The 14,968-nt window shown below is 73.1% G+C and carries 11 protein-coding genes, 1 pseudogene and 2 riboswitches; of the genes and pseudogenes, 8 read left to right on the top strand and 4 right to left on the bottom strand.

Going from position 1 to position 14,968, the window contains the following annotated elements:
• Window positions 1–27: 27 nt before the first annotated feature.
• Window positions 28–246 carry a CbtB-domain containing protein gene (locus CG736_RS14895; protein ID WP_100586684.1) on the bottom strand — a complete coding sequence of 73 codons (219 nt, stop codon included), beginning with the start codon at window positions 244–246 and terminating at the stop codon, window positions 28–30.
• Window positions 247–497: 251 nt separating this feature from the next.
• Between CG736_RS14895 and CG736_RS14890 the strand changes: the two genes are divergently transcribed.
• The gene (locus CG736_RS14890; RefSeq protein ID WP_100586683.1) at window positions 498–1,073 is read left to right on the top strand and encodes a histidine phosphatase family protein; all 576 of its coding nucleotides are present in this window, start codon (window positions 498–500) and stop codon (window positions 1,071–1,073) included.
• Here the strand turns inward: CG736_RS14890 and CG736_RS14885 are convergent.
• Entirely contained in the window at window positions 1,061–2,461 is a 1,401-nt protein-coding gene (locus CG736_RS14885) for a prenyltransferase/squalene oxidase repeat-containing protein (protein WP_100586682.1), read from the bottom strand. The two genes, CG736_RS14890 and CG736_RS14885, sit on opposite strands and share 13 nt — an antisense overlap.
• 110 nt (window positions 2,462–2,571) lie before the next feature.
• Window positions 2,572–2,720: riboswitch (cobalamin riboswitch) on the bottom strand.
• Between the two features lie 130 nt (window positions 2,721–2,850).
• Window positions 2,851–2,984: riboswitch (cobalamin riboswitch) on the top strand.
• 100 nt (window positions 2,985–3,084) lie between these two features.
• Here CG736_RS14885 and CG736_RS14880 point away from each other — a divergent pair.
• From CG736_RS14880 to CG736_RS14860, 5 genes are read left to right on the top strand one after another with little or no spacing between them, the layout of a single operon-like run.
• Entirely contained in the window at window positions 3,085–5,904 is a 2,820-nt protein-coding gene (locus CG736_RS14880) for a prenyltransferase/squalene oxidase repeat-containing protein (RefSeq protein ID WP_100586681.1), read from the top strand.
• Window positions 5,901–6,917, top strand: coding sequence for a hypothetical protein (locus CG736_RS14875; RefSeq protein ID WP_100586680.1), 1,017 nt, complete (start codon window positions 5,901–5,903; stop codon window positions 6,915–6,917). The genes CG736_RS14880 and CG736_RS14875 overlap by 4 nt, the downstream gene beginning before the upstream one ends.
• Complete coding sequence (locus CG736_RS14870; protein WP_100586679.1) at window positions 6,914–8,086, top strand: CbiQ family ECF transporter T component; 1,173 nt, start codon at window positions 6,914–6,916, stop codon at window positions 8,084–8,086. The genes CG736_RS14875 and CG736_RS14870 overlap by 4 nt, the downstream gene beginning before the upstream one ends.
• The gene (locus CG736_RS14865; RefSeq protein ID WP_100586678.1) at window positions 8,083–9,726 is read left to right on the top strand and encodes an ABC transporter ATP-binding protein; all 1,644 of its coding nucleotides are present in this window, start codon (window positions 8,083–8,085) and stop codon (window positions 9,724–9,726) included. The genes CG736_RS14870 and CG736_RS14865 overlap by 4 nt, the downstream gene beginning before the upstream one ends.
• Window positions 9,723–10,526 carry an ECF transporter S component gene (locus tag CG736_RS14860; protein ID WP_100586677.1) on the top strand — a complete coding sequence of 268 codons (804 nt, stop codon included), beginning with the start codon at window positions 9,723–9,725 and terminating at the stop codon, window positions 10,524–10,526. Before CG736_RS14865 ends, CG736_RS14860 begins: the two co-directional genes overlap by 4 nt.
• A 501-nt stretch (window positions 10,527–11,027) precedes the next feature.
• Here CG736_RS14860 and CG736_RS37090 read toward each other — a convergent pair.
• Both CG736_RS37090 and CG736_RS14850 read right to left on the bottom strand, forming a co-directional pair.
• Window positions 11,028–11,225 (bottom strand): hypothetical protein, encoded by a 198-nt coding sequence (locus CG736_RS37090; RefSeq protein ID WP_369880198.1) that lies wholly within the window; start codon window positions 11,223–11,225, stop codon window positions 11,028–11,030.
• 251 nt (window positions 11,226–11,476) lie between these two features.
• Window positions 11,477–12,418: an alpha/beta fold hydrolase gene (locus CG736_RS14850; protein WP_100586676.1), complete on the bottom strand. Its 942-nt coding sequence runs from the start codon at window positions 12,416–12,418 to the stop codon at window positions 11,477–11,479.
• A 116-nt stretch (window positions 12,419–12,534) separates the two neighbouring features.
• Here CG736_RS14850 and CG736_RS14845 point away from each other — a divergent pair, with 116 nt between their 5' ends.
• Both CG736_RS14845 and CG736_RS38935 read left to right on the top strand, forming a co-directional pair.
• The gene (locus tag CG736_RS14845) at window positions 12,535–13,515 is read left to right on the top strand and encodes a YafY family protein (RefSeq protein ID WP_100586675.1); all 981 of its coding nucleotides are present in this window, start codon (window positions 12,535–12,537) and stop codon (window positions 13,513–13,515) included.
• Window positions 13,516–14,164: 649 nt separating this feature from the next.
• A pseudogene (locus tag CG736_RS38935) lies at window positions 14,165–14,875 on the top strand (serine protease); the annotation flags it as partial.
• Window positions 14,876–14,968 lie beyond the last annotated feature (93 nt).

The raw sequence follows: 14,968 nt of genomic DNA, 5'->3' as shown, positions 1-14,968 counted from the left end.
GTTGCTCGCTTCTTCTGCCGGAGCGGGTCAGTGGCAGGGGAAGCCGAGCAGGTGCCGCCCGTCGTGCACCCACTCGTGCACACTCTCGCCGGAGAGCAGCGAGGTGGCGCCCTGTTCGGCGCCGACGAAGTAGAGCAGGGTGAGCAGCAGGATGCCGAAGAAGGCCGCCCAGGGGGCGATGGCCTTGACGGAGAGGGGGGTGAGGGCCGGCGTGGTGACGGCGGCGGGCGCGATGGGGTGAGCCATGGCGGTGTGACCTCCTTGCGGGAACTCGCGTCCCGGTCGTGTGGAGCAGGAAACGACGGAGGCGGGTCTGACTTCCCCCTGGTCAGGGGTTCACAGTGGCGCGACCGTGCCGGGCTTGCACCGGACTTCCACGCACCGTCGTTGATATGGGGTTGTTCGCCGAGAAGGTACCGTTCCCCGGCACGGCCCGCCAGGGGCGCGGCACTCCGATCCACGATTCGTGGACGGATGATCTTTGGGAGGGTGGGCCTGTGACGGTCCGGGTGATGTTGGTCGCACCGGCGCTCGGCGCGGAGGGCCGCGGCGCCCGGTTCGGTGACGACCTGCCGCTGACGGATGCCGACCTGGCTCCGGCCCGGACGCTGGCCGTGCCCAGGGCGGACCGGGTGCTGTCGGCCCCGTCGCCGCGCTGCCGGCAGAGCGCCGGGGCGCTGGACCTGATGCCGGCGGACGAGCCCTGTCTCGCCGACCTGGATCCGGGTGCCTGGCGCGGCCGTCCGCTGGCCGAACTCGCGGCTGCCGAACCGGAGTCGATCGCCGCTTGGCTGTCCGACCCCGGTTTCGCCCCGCCCGGCGGGGAGTCCGTCGGCGCGCTGCTGGCCCGGGTCGGCGGCTGGCTGGACGCGCTGCCCGCCGACACCGGCCGCGTGCTCGCCGTGGCCGAGCCGGCCGTTGTCCGGGCCGCCGTGGTGCACGCCCTCGCCCTGCCGCCCGCCGCGTTCTGGCGGCTGGACGTCGCCCCGCTCACCGTCACCTCGCTCAGCGGGCGCGCCGCGCGCTGGAACCTGCGCTGCGGCGCGCCGCTGATGCCGCGTCAGCTGCCGTAGCGCAGGGAGACGGTGTCGCCGGCGTTGACGGTGGTGGCCCTGGTGGCGGTGGCGGCGGTGCCGTTGTCGAGGCGGACCTTCCAGCTGTTGGCGCCCGCGTTGGCGGTGCCGTTGACGGCGGTGATCGCGCCGCTGCCGCTGGACGGCGTGACGCCGGTGACGCAGCCGCTGGGGGTGGCGGTGGCGGCGGCGTCCAGGACGGCGCCGAGGGTGGTGGTGGAGCCGGTCGGGGTGAGGGTGACGGCGCAGACCTTGAGGTTTCCGGTGCCGTTGTCGACGGTGAGGGCGATCCGGGCGGCGGTGCCGGAGGTGAATGCCGTGGTGGCGACCCAGGTGGGGGCGCCGGAGGTGACGGGGGTGGGCGGGGTGGCGGTGAAGCCGCCGCCGGCCACCGCGCGCAGGCCGTCGACCGAGGCGTACGCGGACGGCGTGGTGTCGGTGGACTGGTACTTGAAGCCGCCGCCGGGGTTGAACTGCTGGGCGATCAGGTAGTCGACGGGGGTCTTGCCGCTGCCGCTGGTGAAGGCGGCGCCCTGCGGGTTGATGCCGCAGGCGTTCAGCCCGGAGACCGCCCAGCCGTTGGAGTCTGTGTTGGGGCCCCACATGGCGGCGAACGAGCCGTTGGCGTTCAGGTTGGCGGCCAGGAAGCTCGCGGCGGAGGTGATCGCGCTGTCGGTGCTGGGCACGCCGGCGGCGCACAGCGAGGCCATCGCGGCGCCGGTCATGTCGATGTCCGAGGCCTGGGCGAGCGCGGTCGGGTCGCCGGCGGCCTTGCTGTAGTTCCAGCCGCCGTCGGTGTGCTGGTTGGCGCGGACGGCGGCGGCCGAGGCGTCCAGCAGTGTCTGCGGGACACGCTGGCTCCCGCTCTGGGTACGGGCGTTGCCGAGCGCGAGCAGACCGAAGACGGTGCCGTTGAAGTTGCCGGACGGCCCCCAGTAGCCGGGTTCGGCGCTCTGCCAGTACGCGGCGAGGTCGGCGATCAGGTTGCGGCCTGCGCCGACCCGGGCCGGGTCGATGCCCGCGGCGTAGGAGTTGAGGATGGCCCGCTCGTAGTCGGTGACGACCGGGGACGCGCCGGGCCAGGTGGCGGCGGCGAGTTGGCCGCGGTAGACGGTGCGGGCGTTCTTGGCGGGGTCGGCGCCGGGCAGCACGTCCACGGCGGCGGTCCCGGCGGCGGCGAGCGCGCTGAACGCCCACTCGTTGGACAGCCCGCCGGAGGTGACGTAGCTGCCGTCGGCGGCCTGGAGGGTCTTCAGGTAGGCGACGCCGTTGGTCTTCGAAGTGGCGATCTGTGCGGGGGTGGCGGCCTGCGCGGGGACTGCGGTGCCCAGCAGCGCGCCCGCGGCGAGGGCGACGGCGGCCAGGGCGGTGGTGGAACGACGGGTCACAACGGACTCCTTGGGTCGGGGCGCCGACGCGTCCCCGTCGCACCGGCGGAACGCGCTGGCGTCCGGCCGGAGTCCGGGGCGGCCGCCGCCCGGATCGCGTGGGTGGCTTTCGCTCGTGGTGCACGGCCGGCAGGCATTCGGACTCGGGCGTGTGAAGGCCCCTCACCGTTGCGCGTCAGTCCCGGACTCCCACCGGGTTCCCCTGCTCGGCCACCGCGGACGGTACCCCACGCAGCAGGCCGGCCGACAGGGTGACGTACCCGACACGACTCCGGCGAGCCGTCGGTCCTACCGGTCAACCTCCGCCGATCAAGCGGTAGTTGCGCACCACTCCGAGCGCTCCGGGCGCACTTCGACTGGCTGCCGGGCGCGTTGACGCCCCCTCAGCTCACGTGGTCTGATGAACGGGTTTTCCACCTCGGAGGTCAGGGGAAGCCGGTCCGAATCCGGCGCTGACCCGCAACCGTAGCCCTGCCCGTGCGGCGGGGGAGCCGGAATGCCTGCCACCGGGGGTTCGTCAGCACCACATGCGTCGTCGCGGACTACGACGCAGTCGGTACGGGGGCCAGTCCGCCGTCCGCTGCCTTGTCACACCCCGCCACGACCCGATCAGGGAGTCACCGGTGAGGGTCAACCACAGCAGCACCAGCACGCACCCGTCCAGAACCCGTGGCCGCCGCCCGGCCGCCGCCCTGCTCGCGACGCTCGTCGCGGCCGCCACCACCGGCACCCTGCTGCTCGGACACCCGGGCACGGCGGCCGCCGACCCGGTCGAGCAGTGCACCGCCACCACCGGCGCGATCGTCGCGGTCGACTTCTCCCCCTGGGGCGGCGGCCTGGTCCGCGGCTGCGACGCCCACCCGACCACCGGCATGAACCTGCTGCACAACGCCGGGTTCACCACCGCGGGCACCGTGCACGACGGCCCCGGCTTCATCTGCCGGATCGGCACCGGTGCGTTCGCCACCGGCACCCAGTACCCGACCGCCGCCACCGAACCCTGCACCACTACCCCGCAGGGCAGCGCCTACTGGTCGTACTGGATCGCCGAACCCGGCGCCACCGCCTGGACGTACAGCCGCTTCGGCGCCGACGGCCAGAAGCCGAAGGCCGGCGAGGTCGAGGCCTGGGTGTACGGCGCGACCGACCTCGGCGGGACCACCGGCGGGCCGAAGTTCACCCCGGACGAGGTGCGGGCGAAGAACGCCGCCAGCCCGTCCCCGTCCCCGTCGCCCAGTGCGAGCGGCGGCCCCTCCGGCAGCCCGAGCCCGTCGCCCGGCGGGAGTTCGGGCACCGGCGCCCCGCCCGGCCGCACCGCCGATCCGGCTGCCGCCGCGGCCTGGCTGGCGGCGCAGCTGACGGACGGCGACCACATGGAGAACTGGGCGTTCGAGGGCCCGGACTTCCCGCGGACCGCGCTGACCGCGCTCTCGCTGGCCGGCTCCGGCACCCAGGACGCGGCGCTGCGCAAGGTCGCCGCGTTCCTGGCCGCACACGCCGACGCGTTCCTGTTCCCGAACGGCGCGTCGGCCGGCGCCGCGCCCGACGCCCGGGCCGCCGCGCTGCTGGCGCTGGTCGCCGAGGCCACCGGGGGCGACCCGCGCTCGTTCGGCGGCCGCGACCTGGTCGCGGCGCTCACCGACCACGTCTGCGACGCCGCCGGGCAGGGCGGGAAGTGCAGCGCCGCCGGGGACTTCCAGGGCGCGGCCAACCCGTGGACGCAGGCGATGGGCGTGATCGCGCTGGCCCGCGCCGGGGTCGTCCCGGCGCCCGCCGTGCTGGACCGGTTCGCCGGGGTGCAGTGCGCCGACGGCGGCTTCGCCGGCACGCTGATCCGCCCCGGCCAGTACTGCGAGTCCGACCCGCTGTCCACCGCCGAGACCGTGATCGCGCTGCGACTGGCGGGCGGCCACCAGCCGGTGGCCGACCGCGGGGTGGCCTGGCTGACCGCCCAGCAGGGGGCCGACGGCGCGTTCGTGCCGTACGCGGGCGCTTCCCCCGAGACCCTGTCCACCGCCGTCGCGGCTCAGGCCCTGCACGCTGCCGGGCGCACCGCCGAGGCCGACCGGGCCACCGCCTGGCTGGCCGCACGGCAGAACGCCGACGGCGGCCTCGGCCCCGACGAGTGGACCCCGGACTCGGAGGCGCCCGCCACCGAGCAGGCGATCCTCGCCCTCACCGGCACCGACCCGGCCACCGTGCTGCGGCGGGTCAACGCCCCGCAGCCCGCCCGCACCCCCGACCTCGCCAGGGCCGGCGCCTACCTGACCGACCGCGCCCGCCTGATCGACGGCCACTACTACGAGGGCTTCACCGACTTCGCCGACTTCGGCCTGACCATCGACACCGCGTACGCGCTGGCCGCCACCGGCACGGACGACGCGGCGCTGCGCCGGATCACCGACTTCCTCGACCAGCAGGGCAAGGACCGCTCCGAACGGTCCGTCAACGACTGGACGGCGATCGGCACCGAGTGGGCCGGCGGCGGCTCGGTCGCCAAGGAGGCGCTGCTCGCCGAGATCGTCGGACGCGACCCGCGGCACTTCGGCGGACAGGACCTGATCACCGCCCTGGACCGGATGGTCTGCGACCACGCCGACGTGAACGCGGGCTGCGACGGGCCGGGCAACTACCAGTGGGCGCAGTCGGTGTTCTCGCAGGCCCTCGGCGTGATGGCCCAGGTCCGGGCGGGGCACGCCGAGCAGGCCGGGCCGGCCGTCGCCTACCTGCGCGGGCTGCAGAACGCGGACGGCTCCTGGCCCAGCCTGATCCCCAACTCCCGTACCCCGGACGTGGATTCCACCGCGATCGCGGCGATGGCCCTGGACCTGCTGCCCGACCGGGAGAGCAGGCAGGCCGTCGAGCGGGCCCTCGGCTGGCTGGCCGCCCGGCAGTTGCCGGACGGCGGTTTCCCCGGCTCGGCGGGCAACTCGGTCAACTCGGCCGCGCTCGCCGTCCAGGGTCTGAGCCTGCGCCAGGACGCGTATGCGGCCCGGATCGCCCGGGCCACCGAGTTCCTCGCCGGGCAGCAGAACGCCGACGGCGGTTTCACCGTCGCCGCCGACGGCCCGCGCACCTCCGACCTGCGCGCCTCCGCCCAGGCGGCGGGCGGGGTCACCGGCCGCTCCTTCGGCACGCTCAGCCACAAGTTGGACGACAGCACTCCCGGCGAGCCCAGCGGCTCCCCGTCGCCGTCCTCCTCCGCGTCGCCCTCCGCCTCCGCCTCCGCGGAACCGACCGGGTCCCCCTCCCCCTCTCGGAGCACGTCCGGCGGCACGGTGGTGGACACCTCGACGGGCGGCGGGTCGACCTCCTCCGGGCTGGCGTTCACCGGTACCGATGTGCTCGAACTCGTCGTTCCGGGGCTGTTGTTGACGGTGGGGGGCGGCGCGGTGCTGGTCGCCTTCCGGCGGCGGGCCAAGGCCGACGGGGGCTCCCGGTGAGCGGGCGGTTCGCCCGGCCGGCCCGGCTGGGCGCGGCCGCGGGGACGGTCCTGGCCGTGGCGCTCGGCGGGCCGGCCCCGTCACCCGCGCGGGCGGAGGCGCTGCCGATGGACCAGTGCACGACCAGTCGGAACGTGGTGCTGGCGATCGACTTCGGCCGGTGGGGCGGCCCGGTGCTGCGCGCCTGCGGCAGCACGCCCACCACCGGTTACCAACTCCTCAATCAGGGCGGCTGGAAGACGGCCGGCACCCAGCACGACGGCCCGGGCTTCATCTGCCGGATCGGGTACAGCGGCTACCAGGGCGGCAAGCAGTTCCCGCCGCCCGACCAGGAGAAGTGCATGCTGACCCCGCCGGCCACCGCGTACTGGTCGTACTGGCACGCCGATCCGGGCCAGAACACCTGGTCCTACAGCCAGTTGGGCGCCATGAGCTACCACCCGGTACCGGGGAGCGTCGACGCGTGGGTGTTCGGCGAGACCGACATCGGCGGCACCCGGGGCGGCCCGTCCTTCTCCCCCGACTCGGTGCGCGCCCTCAACTCGGCACCGGGCGGCTCGGGTTCGGGCGGCGGCACCGGTGGCACCGGCGGCGGTACGGGCGGTAGCGGCACGAGCGGCGGCAGCGCGGGCGGATCGTCCGGCGGCGGCTCCGGCGGGGGCGGCAAGGCCCCGGCCCCGACGTCCGGGGCGGGCAACGACCCCACCGGCGGCGGAAGTTCGAGCGAAGGGCCGACCGCCGACCCCGACCCGGAGCCGACCGGCAGCGCGACTGCCGCCGGCTCCCCGAGCCCGAAGGCGTCGCCGTCGCCCTCCTCCGACCCGACCGGCAGCCCCTCACCCACCGCGAGCGGCGCCTCCCCCGCCCCGGTGGACGCCGTTCCGCTCGCGGACACCCCGCGTCCGTCCTCCGGTTCGATCGCCCCGGTGGTGGCGGGCGTGGTGCTGGTGGCCGCGCTGGGCACCGCGACGGCGGCAGTGGCGGTGCGCCGCCGCCGGGCGGACCGCGAGTGAGCACCCGCCGGGCGGCCGACTCCGGCAAGCGGATCCCGCGCGACCTGCATCCGCTGGCCTGGTGGGCGTGGGCGCTGGCGCTGGGCACGGCGGCGTCGCGGACCACCAATCCGCTGCTGCTCCTGCTGGTCCTGGCGGTGCTGGGCTTCGTGGTCACCGCGCGGCGCACCGAGGCCCCGTGGGCGCGCGGCTTCAAGTACTACCTGTGGCTGGCGCTGACGATCGTGGCGATCCGGGTGCTGTTCCGGTGCGTGTTCGCCACGGGGGTGACGCCGGACGACCACGTGCTGCTGACCCTGCCGCACCTCCCGACGCCCGCCTGGTACGCGGGGATCTCGATCGGCGGGCCGGTGTCGCTGGAGGCGGTGCTGTCCTCGATGGTGGACGGGCTGCGGCTGGCCTGCCTGATGTGCTGCATCGGCGCGGCCAACACGCTGGCCAACCCGAAGCGGGCGCTGCGGGTGCTGCCGGGCGCGCTGTACGAGCTGGGGGTGGCGGTGACGGTGTCGCTGAGCGTCGCCCCGCAGCTGGTGGCCAGCGCCCAACGGGTGCGCCGGGCCCGACGGTTGCGGGCCGCTCGGGCGAAGGGCCTGCACGCGCTGCGCGGCATCGTGGTGCCGGTGCTGAGCGACGCGCTGGACCGCTCGCTGCACCTGGCGGCGGCCATGGACTCGCGCGGTTACGGCCGTTCGGGGTCGGCTTCGCCTTCCTCGCGGCGGGCCACGGGCGCGCTGCTGCTGGCGGGCATGGCCGGTCTGTGCACGGGCCTGTACGGGCTGCTGGACGGTACGGCCCCGGCCTGGCTGGGCCTGCCCGCGCTGGCGGCCGGGTCGGCGCTGTGCGTGGCGGGCCTGGCGCTGGGCGGGCGGCGGGTGCGGCGCACCACGTACCGGCCGGATCCGTGGCGGGGCGCCGAGTGGGGGGTGGCGGGCTGCGGGCTGGCCGCGGCGGTGCTGCTGTGCGGGTCGGTCGGCTACGACGCGACCGCGCTCAACCCGTCTCTCTACCCGCTGAGTTGGCCCTCCCTTCCCGTCGTCCCGGTGCTGGCCCTGCTGCTGGCGGGGACGGCGGGCGTACTGGCCCCGCCGCCGGGACGCCCTCCGACGGCGGCCGCGCCGCCCTCTCTTCGTCCCGTCTCCGACCGTGAACTCTCCGAGGTGTCCGAGTGATCCGTTTCGACCAGGTGTCCGTGGTGTACCACGGCGCGTCCGAGCCGGTCCTGCGGGACGTCGAACTGACCGTCCCCGAAGGCGAGTTGTGCCTGGTCGTGGGCCGGACCGGCTCCGGCAAGTCGACGCTGCTGGGCGCGGTGAACGGGCTGGTGCCGCACTTCACCGGCGGCACCCTGCACGGGCGGGTGACGGTCGACGGGCGGGACACCGCGCACCACCCGCCGCGCGAACTCGCCGACGTGGTCGGCGTGGTGGGGCAGGACCCGCTCGCCGGGTTCACCACCGACACGGTGGAGGAGGAACTGGCCTACGCGATGGAGCAGTTGGCAGTCCCGCCGGAGGTGATGCGCAAGCGCGTCGAGGAGACCCTCGACCTGCTGGGCCTGGCCGAGCTGCGGCACCGGGCGCTGCACGAGCTGTCCGGCGGCCAGCAGCAGCGGGTGGCGATCGGCTCGGTGCTCACCGCGCACCCCCGCGTCCTGGTGCTGGACGAGCCGACCTCGGCGCTCGACCCGACGGCCGCCGAGGAGGTGCTGGCCGCCGTCACCCGGCTGGTGCACGACCTCGGCGTCACTGTGCTGCTGGCCGAGCACCGGCTGGAACGCGTGGTGCAGTACGCGGACCGGGTGGTGTACCTGCCCGGTGACGGCACCGTGCGCGACGGCCTCCCGGCCGAGGTCTTCCGGGACACCGCGATCGCCCCGCCGGTCGTCCAGCTCGGGCGGCTGGCCGGCTGGCGGCCGCTGCCGCTGTCGGTGCGCGACGCCCGCCGGGCCGCCGCGCCGCTGCGCGAACGGCTGGCCGCCCGGCCGGTGCCGCCGGTACGCTCCGCGCGCAGCCCGGGCGAGCGGGTGCTGCGCGCGGAGCGGGTCGTGGTTCGGCACGGACGGCAGGTCGCCGTCCGGGAGGTGTCGCTCGACCTGGCGGCGGGTCAGGTGGTGGCGCTGATGGGGCGCAACGGCTCCGGGAAGTCCTCGCTGCTGTGGGCGCTCCAGGGCTCGGGCGCTCGGCAGGGCGGCACGGTCCTGGTCGCCGGGAAGGACCCCAAGCGGGTGCCGGCGGCCGAAGCCCGGCGGCTGGTCGGGCTCGTCCCGCAGACCCCGACGGACCTGCTCTACCTGGACAGCGTGGACGCCGAACTCGCCCAGGCCGACCGGGAGTCCGCGCCCGCACCGGACCGCGGGGCCCGCGCCCTGCTCGACGCCCTGGCCCCCGGTGTCCCCGGCCACCTGCACCCGCGCGACCTGTCCGAGGGCCAGCAGCTCGCCCTCGTCCTGGCCGTCCAACTCGCCGCCGCCCCGCCCGTCGTCCTGCTGGACGAGCCCACCCGCGGACTGGACTACCCCGCCAAGGACGCCCTGATCGCCATCGTCGACCGCCTCGCCGCCGAGGGCCGGGCCGTGGTCGTCGCCACCCACGACGTCGAGTTCGCGGCCGCCGCCGCGGACCGGGTGGTGGTGCTGGCCGAGGGCGGGAGCGTCGCCGACGGCCCGACGCCCGCCGTGATCACCGCGTCTCCGGTCTTCGCCCCGCAGACCGCCAAGATCCTCGCCCCGCTCCCCTGGCTGACGGTCCACCAGGTCGCCGCCGCCCTCGCCGAACCGTCTCCGGAACCGAAGCCGGAGGCCGACCGGTGAGCGCCGCCGTCCGGGCCGTCCGCGTCCCGCTCCGGGCCCGGGCCGTGATCGCGTGCGCCGCGTTCGCCGGGCTGGTCGCCTTCCTGTGGCCGTTCGTCGTCGCCCCCGGCCGGTTCGGGTCCGCGTACGCACCTCCGCTGATCTTCGGCGCGCTGCTGGTGCTGATCCTGGCCGTGGTGATCTCGGAGATCGCCTCGGGCGGCATCGACGCCAAGGCGCTGGCCATGCTGGGCGTGCTCTCGGCCGTCAACGCCGGCCTGCGCCCGCTCGGCGCCGGAACCGCCGGAGTGGAGACCGTCTTCTTCCTCCTCGTCCTGGCCGGCCGCGTCTTCGGGCCCGGCTTCGGGTTCACCCTCGGCTGCACCTCCCTGTTCGCGTCCGCGCTGCTCACCGGCGGCGTCGGCCCGTGGATGCCGTACCAGATGTTCGGCTGCGCGTTCGTCGGCCTGATCGCCGGCCTGCTGCCCCGGCTGCGCGGCCGGGCCGAAGTACTGCTGCTGGCGGGCTACGGGGTGCTGTCCGGCTACCTGTTCGGTTTCCTGCTCAACCTCTCCTTCTGGCCGTTCTCCCTCGACCCGCACAGCTCGATCGCCTACCTGCCCGGCCTCCCGTTCACCGAACAGTGGCACCGCTACCTCCTGTTCGACCTGGCCACCTCGCTCGGCTGGGACACCGGACGCGCCGTCACCACCGGCCTGGCCGTACTGATCGCGGGCCCCGCCGTGCTCGCCGTCTTCCGCCGCGCCGCCCGCCGCGCCGCCTTCGAAGCACCCGTCCACTTCTCCGCCACGCCCCGGTAGGCCCCGCCGCACCACCTCCACCGACCAGACCGAGGCACACCCCGGGCTGCAGCAGCAGGGGCGGCGTGCGAGGGCGATGGGCGGATCGCGAAGGCCGCTGCCGGAAAGGCGGCGGAGACCAGTAGGAGGGCTGGGGCGGTCGGCTGACGGTGCACAGACTTGAGGGGCACGGCCATGGTCCGCCTGTTCTCCGCACGTGGGCGACGGAGACCGGGCCGGCCCAGATGCGCGCAGCACTGCGGTGACTCCGCCGCCCTGACTGCCGTATCGATCAGCTCGGCGCCGGAAACCCGTTGTGATCACTCGGCGGTGCCGGATCGCCGCCGTCCACGACCAAGCCGGAACCGAGTACCCCGTGCCGGTCTGCGGCAGCATCGTCGGTGGCGACGGCCGCACTCAAGGTGTCCGAGGTCCAGTCCTGGATCAAACAGCAGCGCCTCCCGGCGTCACCTCGGGTTTCGGCCCGCCGCATGTCCTGACGGGCCGAAACCATGGTTCACCTCAGGCCGCGAGATCCACGTTCAGCACTTGGGCGGCGCGGCTGATCGAGCCGGGCATGAGATGGCGGTAGATCTTGAACGTCACGTCGATGCTGCGGTGGCCCGTCCACTCCGCGACATCGGTGATCGGGATGTCGTGGGTGAGGCAGTTCGAGGCGAAGAAGTGCCGGATGCCGTACAGCACCATGCCCTCCGGCATCTCGGACGTGCCGTCAGGTGTGAGCCGCTGCCACTGGTTGACACTTGTCGGGGCTTGGGTCAGTCGCTCGGGCTCGACGAGCCACGGTGGGGACGTTGGATTCCGCCCCAGGGTGAGCCTGAAACCCGCTACCAGATGACCTTGAAGCCCTGACGAGGAGGCCGCGCGACCTGGCCCGCCCCCACGTCCGGCAGTCATCGGTGTGATGTGAGAACTCGGCCTTCAGGTGATGCGAACCGGATCGCAGGACACTAGCCCTGCCGCTTCAGCCATTCCGAAATCACCTGGTTGGTCTGTTCTGGCATTTCCTCCTGGATCCAGTGACCGCATTCCAGGCCGATCACTTCCACGTCGGGCACGAACTCTGCCAGTCTTTCGAACCTCGGGATCGCGAAGTCCCGGTCGCCGTAGATCATGAGGGCGGGCTGCTTGACGATCGGGTCCGCGTCCGCCAGCTGGTGCCAGTTGCGGTCGAGGTTCCGGTACCAGTTGATGCCGCCCGTGAATCCGGACGTCTCGAACGCGGAGACGTAGACGGCCAGATCACTGTCGCTCATGATGGGCTCACCGAGTGGTGTTTCCGCCTTGGCGAGGTTGATGAATGCCATGCCCGGTTCAGGGGGTGCGGGGGGCACGTTCTTCCGGTAGAGGTTGCGGAGGAACTGGGAGGTGTTGGCATCGAATGCGGCGTCCGCGACGCCCGGCTGCCGGTTGAAGTGGACGAAGTAGAAGTCGCCGCCGAGAAAGGTTTCCATGGCCTCGATCCACGGCGTTTCTCCGCGCTCCTGATAAGGCAGGCTCAGGTTGATCAGCTTGTTCACCCGGTCGGGGTGCAACAGGGTCAGCCCCCAGACGACGAACGCACCCCAGTCATGGCCGACGAAGGTGGCGTCCTCGTAGCCGTAGTGGTCCAGGAGCGCGACGAGGTCACCCGCCAGGTGCTCGATGTCGTAGTCCGTCACCTCGGTCGGGCGGGATGAGTGACCATAACCCCGCTGGTTCGGTGCGATGACGTGGTAGCCGGCCGCTGCGAGGACGGGCATCAGGTGACGCCAGGAGAAGGCGTGCTCCGGCCAGCCGTGGCAGAGCACGATGGGCTTGCCCTTGTTTTCTCGGCCCGCCTCGAAGACTTCGAGCTCCACACCGTTGACCTGGATGAGGGCGGGCTCGGGAAATTCCGCTTGATTGAGCACTGCATTTCCTCTCTGGGGGCGTTCGCCGGCGGTCGACCTCCTCGATGAGGCCGTGTCGCCATCGTGCTCCCCAAACCGGTCACCCCATGACCGGTTTTCATGAGAGCTTTGTCTGCATGCGATCCGATCGGCTGGTGGCCACACTCCTCCTGCTCCAACGGCGCGAGCAGGTGACAGCCGCAGAGGTCTCCCGAGAGCTGGACGTCTCCGAGCGCACCGCCCGCCGTGACCTCGACGCCCTGGCCATGGCCGGGGTGCCCGTGTACTCCGTACAGGGCCGGGGCGGCGGCTGGCGCCTCGTGGGCGGCGCTCGTACCGACCTGTCCGGGTTGACCGCCAGTGAGGCCCGCGCCCTGTTCCTGGCTGTCGGTCCGGCCTCGGATGCGACGCCGGCGATGAAAGCAGCTCTGCGCAAGCTCGTCCATGCCCTACCGAAGCCCTTCCAGGTGCAGGCCGAGGCAGCGGCGGCGTCGCTGGTCGTAGACCCGCAGCGCTGGGGGGCGGGCCGGATCGAGCACCGGCCACCTCGCTTCCTCGACGAACTCCAGGACGCGGTGATCAGCGGCGTCCAGGTGTCGCTCGGCTACGTCGACAGCAAAGGCGTCGAGACCCGGAGAACCGTCCACCCGCTGGGCATCGTCGCCAAAGGTCCTGTGTGGTACCTCGTCTCCGACACCGAGACCGGCCGACGGATCTTCCGGATCGACCGCGTGTCGTCCGCCGACCCGACCGGCGACCCTGTGCACCGACCCGGGGACTTCGACCTTGCCGAGAGCTGGAACGAGATCGCCAAAGAGGTCGATCACAAACGAACGCCGCTGGAGGTCCGGGCGGTATGCACACCCGACGGCATAGGCATACTCCGGATGGCGCTCGGCGACCGGCTCGACGTGGGAGGTTCCACGACCGATGGCCGCATCGAGGTCGTGATCCGCGGCCCCAATGAGTACATCCTCGCCGGCGAGCTCTCCGGGCTCGTCGAATGGGTCGAGGTGACCGGCCCTCCGGAGGTCCGAGACCACCTGGCCTCGATCGGCAACGCCCTCGTCGAACGATACGGCCGGCCGCGCACCAGCGGAGACCTTCACCCGTCTTGAAGCGGACGAGGCAGAGCTTCGAGAACAGTTCCGCTCAACAGGGCGGGTTTGTCCGTTCCGGCAGTCGCCTGGTCACGAGTCAGCGGGTCTGCCGGCCTGGCTCGCATGGACACGCACCTGACCGCGCCGCCCTACCGGCTGGTGGCCCATCATGCCCCCACCGAGGCCGGGATGATCGCCCGTCAGGCCGGGCGCTGCCCTGCCCTGGCCGCCACGCCGCTGCTCGACACCATCCGCCTCGCCAAGGCCCTCACCCCCGGTCTGGGCTCCTACCAGCCTCGACAACCTCCTGATCCACTACGGCATCGCCCGCCCGGCCGACCGTCACCGGGCGATGTCGGACGTCACCGTCACTGCCAGGCTGCTGGAGTGCCTGCTCGCCGACGGGAGTGCCGCCGGGCGGTGGAACGCCCTGCTCGACCTGGACGATGCCGCCGGTGGCGCTGGAGTCCCTGAGGACCGCCGGGCCGATCGACGGGATCACCGTCCCGAGGCCCGACCCGCCTGCCGCCTTCCCCGCGGCCCTCTGGGCGAGGGCGCGCAGCGCTTCCGCGCCTGACGGGCTGCGACAAACGGGATGTGACGGTACATCAAGTGCCCAGTCCAACACCCGCGTCTGCGGAGGACTTCGACCGCGAGTTCCGTCGACATGGTTGACCGCATTGAAGTGACCATGGCATTTTCGTGCGGCGCGGGCGTGCACCAACCGGTCGCACGCCTGCAATCCCCCACAAGGAGAGCCATGTTCAAGAGATTCGCCGCCGCGCTCGGCGCGGTCGCGGTCGTCGCGGGTGCCCTGACCCTCGGTGCCGCTCCCGCGCAGGCCGTTCAGGCAGGCGACCTGACCTCCACCATCGCGCTGAGCAACTGCTCCGCCTCGCTGGTCCGCTACCCGAGTTCGGTGGACACCGACCGGGCGATGATGCTGACCAACGGCCACTGCCTGCCGACCATGCCGTCGGCCGGCCAGGTCATCCAGAACGCGAGCGCCAGCCGCAGCGGCACGCTGCTCAACTCCGCCGGCACCTCGCTCGGCACCGTCCAGGCGGACAAGGTGCTGTACGCGACGATGACCGGCACCGATGTCGCGCTGTACCAGCTCACCGACACCTTCGCCGCCGTCACCACCAAGTACGGGGCGACGGCGCTGACGATCAGCGACACCCATCCGGTCGACGGGTCGGCGATGTACATACCGTCCTCGTACTGGAAGCAGGTGTGGAACTGCTCGATCAACGGGTTCGTCGACACCCTGCGCGAGGACCAGTGGACCTGGCGCGACTCGCTGCGTTACAGCGCGGGCTGCAACACCACACACGGCACGTCCGGTTCGCCCATCGTCGACGCCGCCAGCAAGAAGGTCGTCGGCATCAACAACACCGGCAACGACGACGGCGCGATGTGCACCCTGAACAACCCGTGCGAGGTGGCCGCGGACGGCACCACGACCGTC

It is taken from the genome of Kitasatospora sp. CB02891, assembly GCF_002803145.1.
In the GTDB taxonomy this organism is placed as follows: domain Bacteria; phylum Actinomycetota; class Actinomycetes; order Streptomycetales; family Streptomycetaceae; genus Kitasatospora; species Kitasatospora griseola.
Note: the sequence above shows the minus strand (reverse complement) of the source record. Positions and strands in the feature narration are given on the sequence as shown.

Bases quoted from the DNA above. Each gene is read 5' to 3' on its own strand.
- CG736_RS37090 (WP_369880198.1), bottom strand. From the start codon at position 11,225: ATGCCGGAGGGCATGGTGCTGTACGGCATCCGGCACTTCTTCGCCTCG.
- CG736_RS14845 (WP_100586675.1), top strand. From the start codon at position 12,535: ATGCGATCCGATCGGCTGGTGGCCACACTCCTCCTGCTCCAACGGCGC.
- CG736_RS14895 (WP_100586684.1), bottom strand. From the start codon at position 246: ATGGCTCACCCCATCGCGCCCGCCGCCGTCACCACGCCGGCCCTCACC.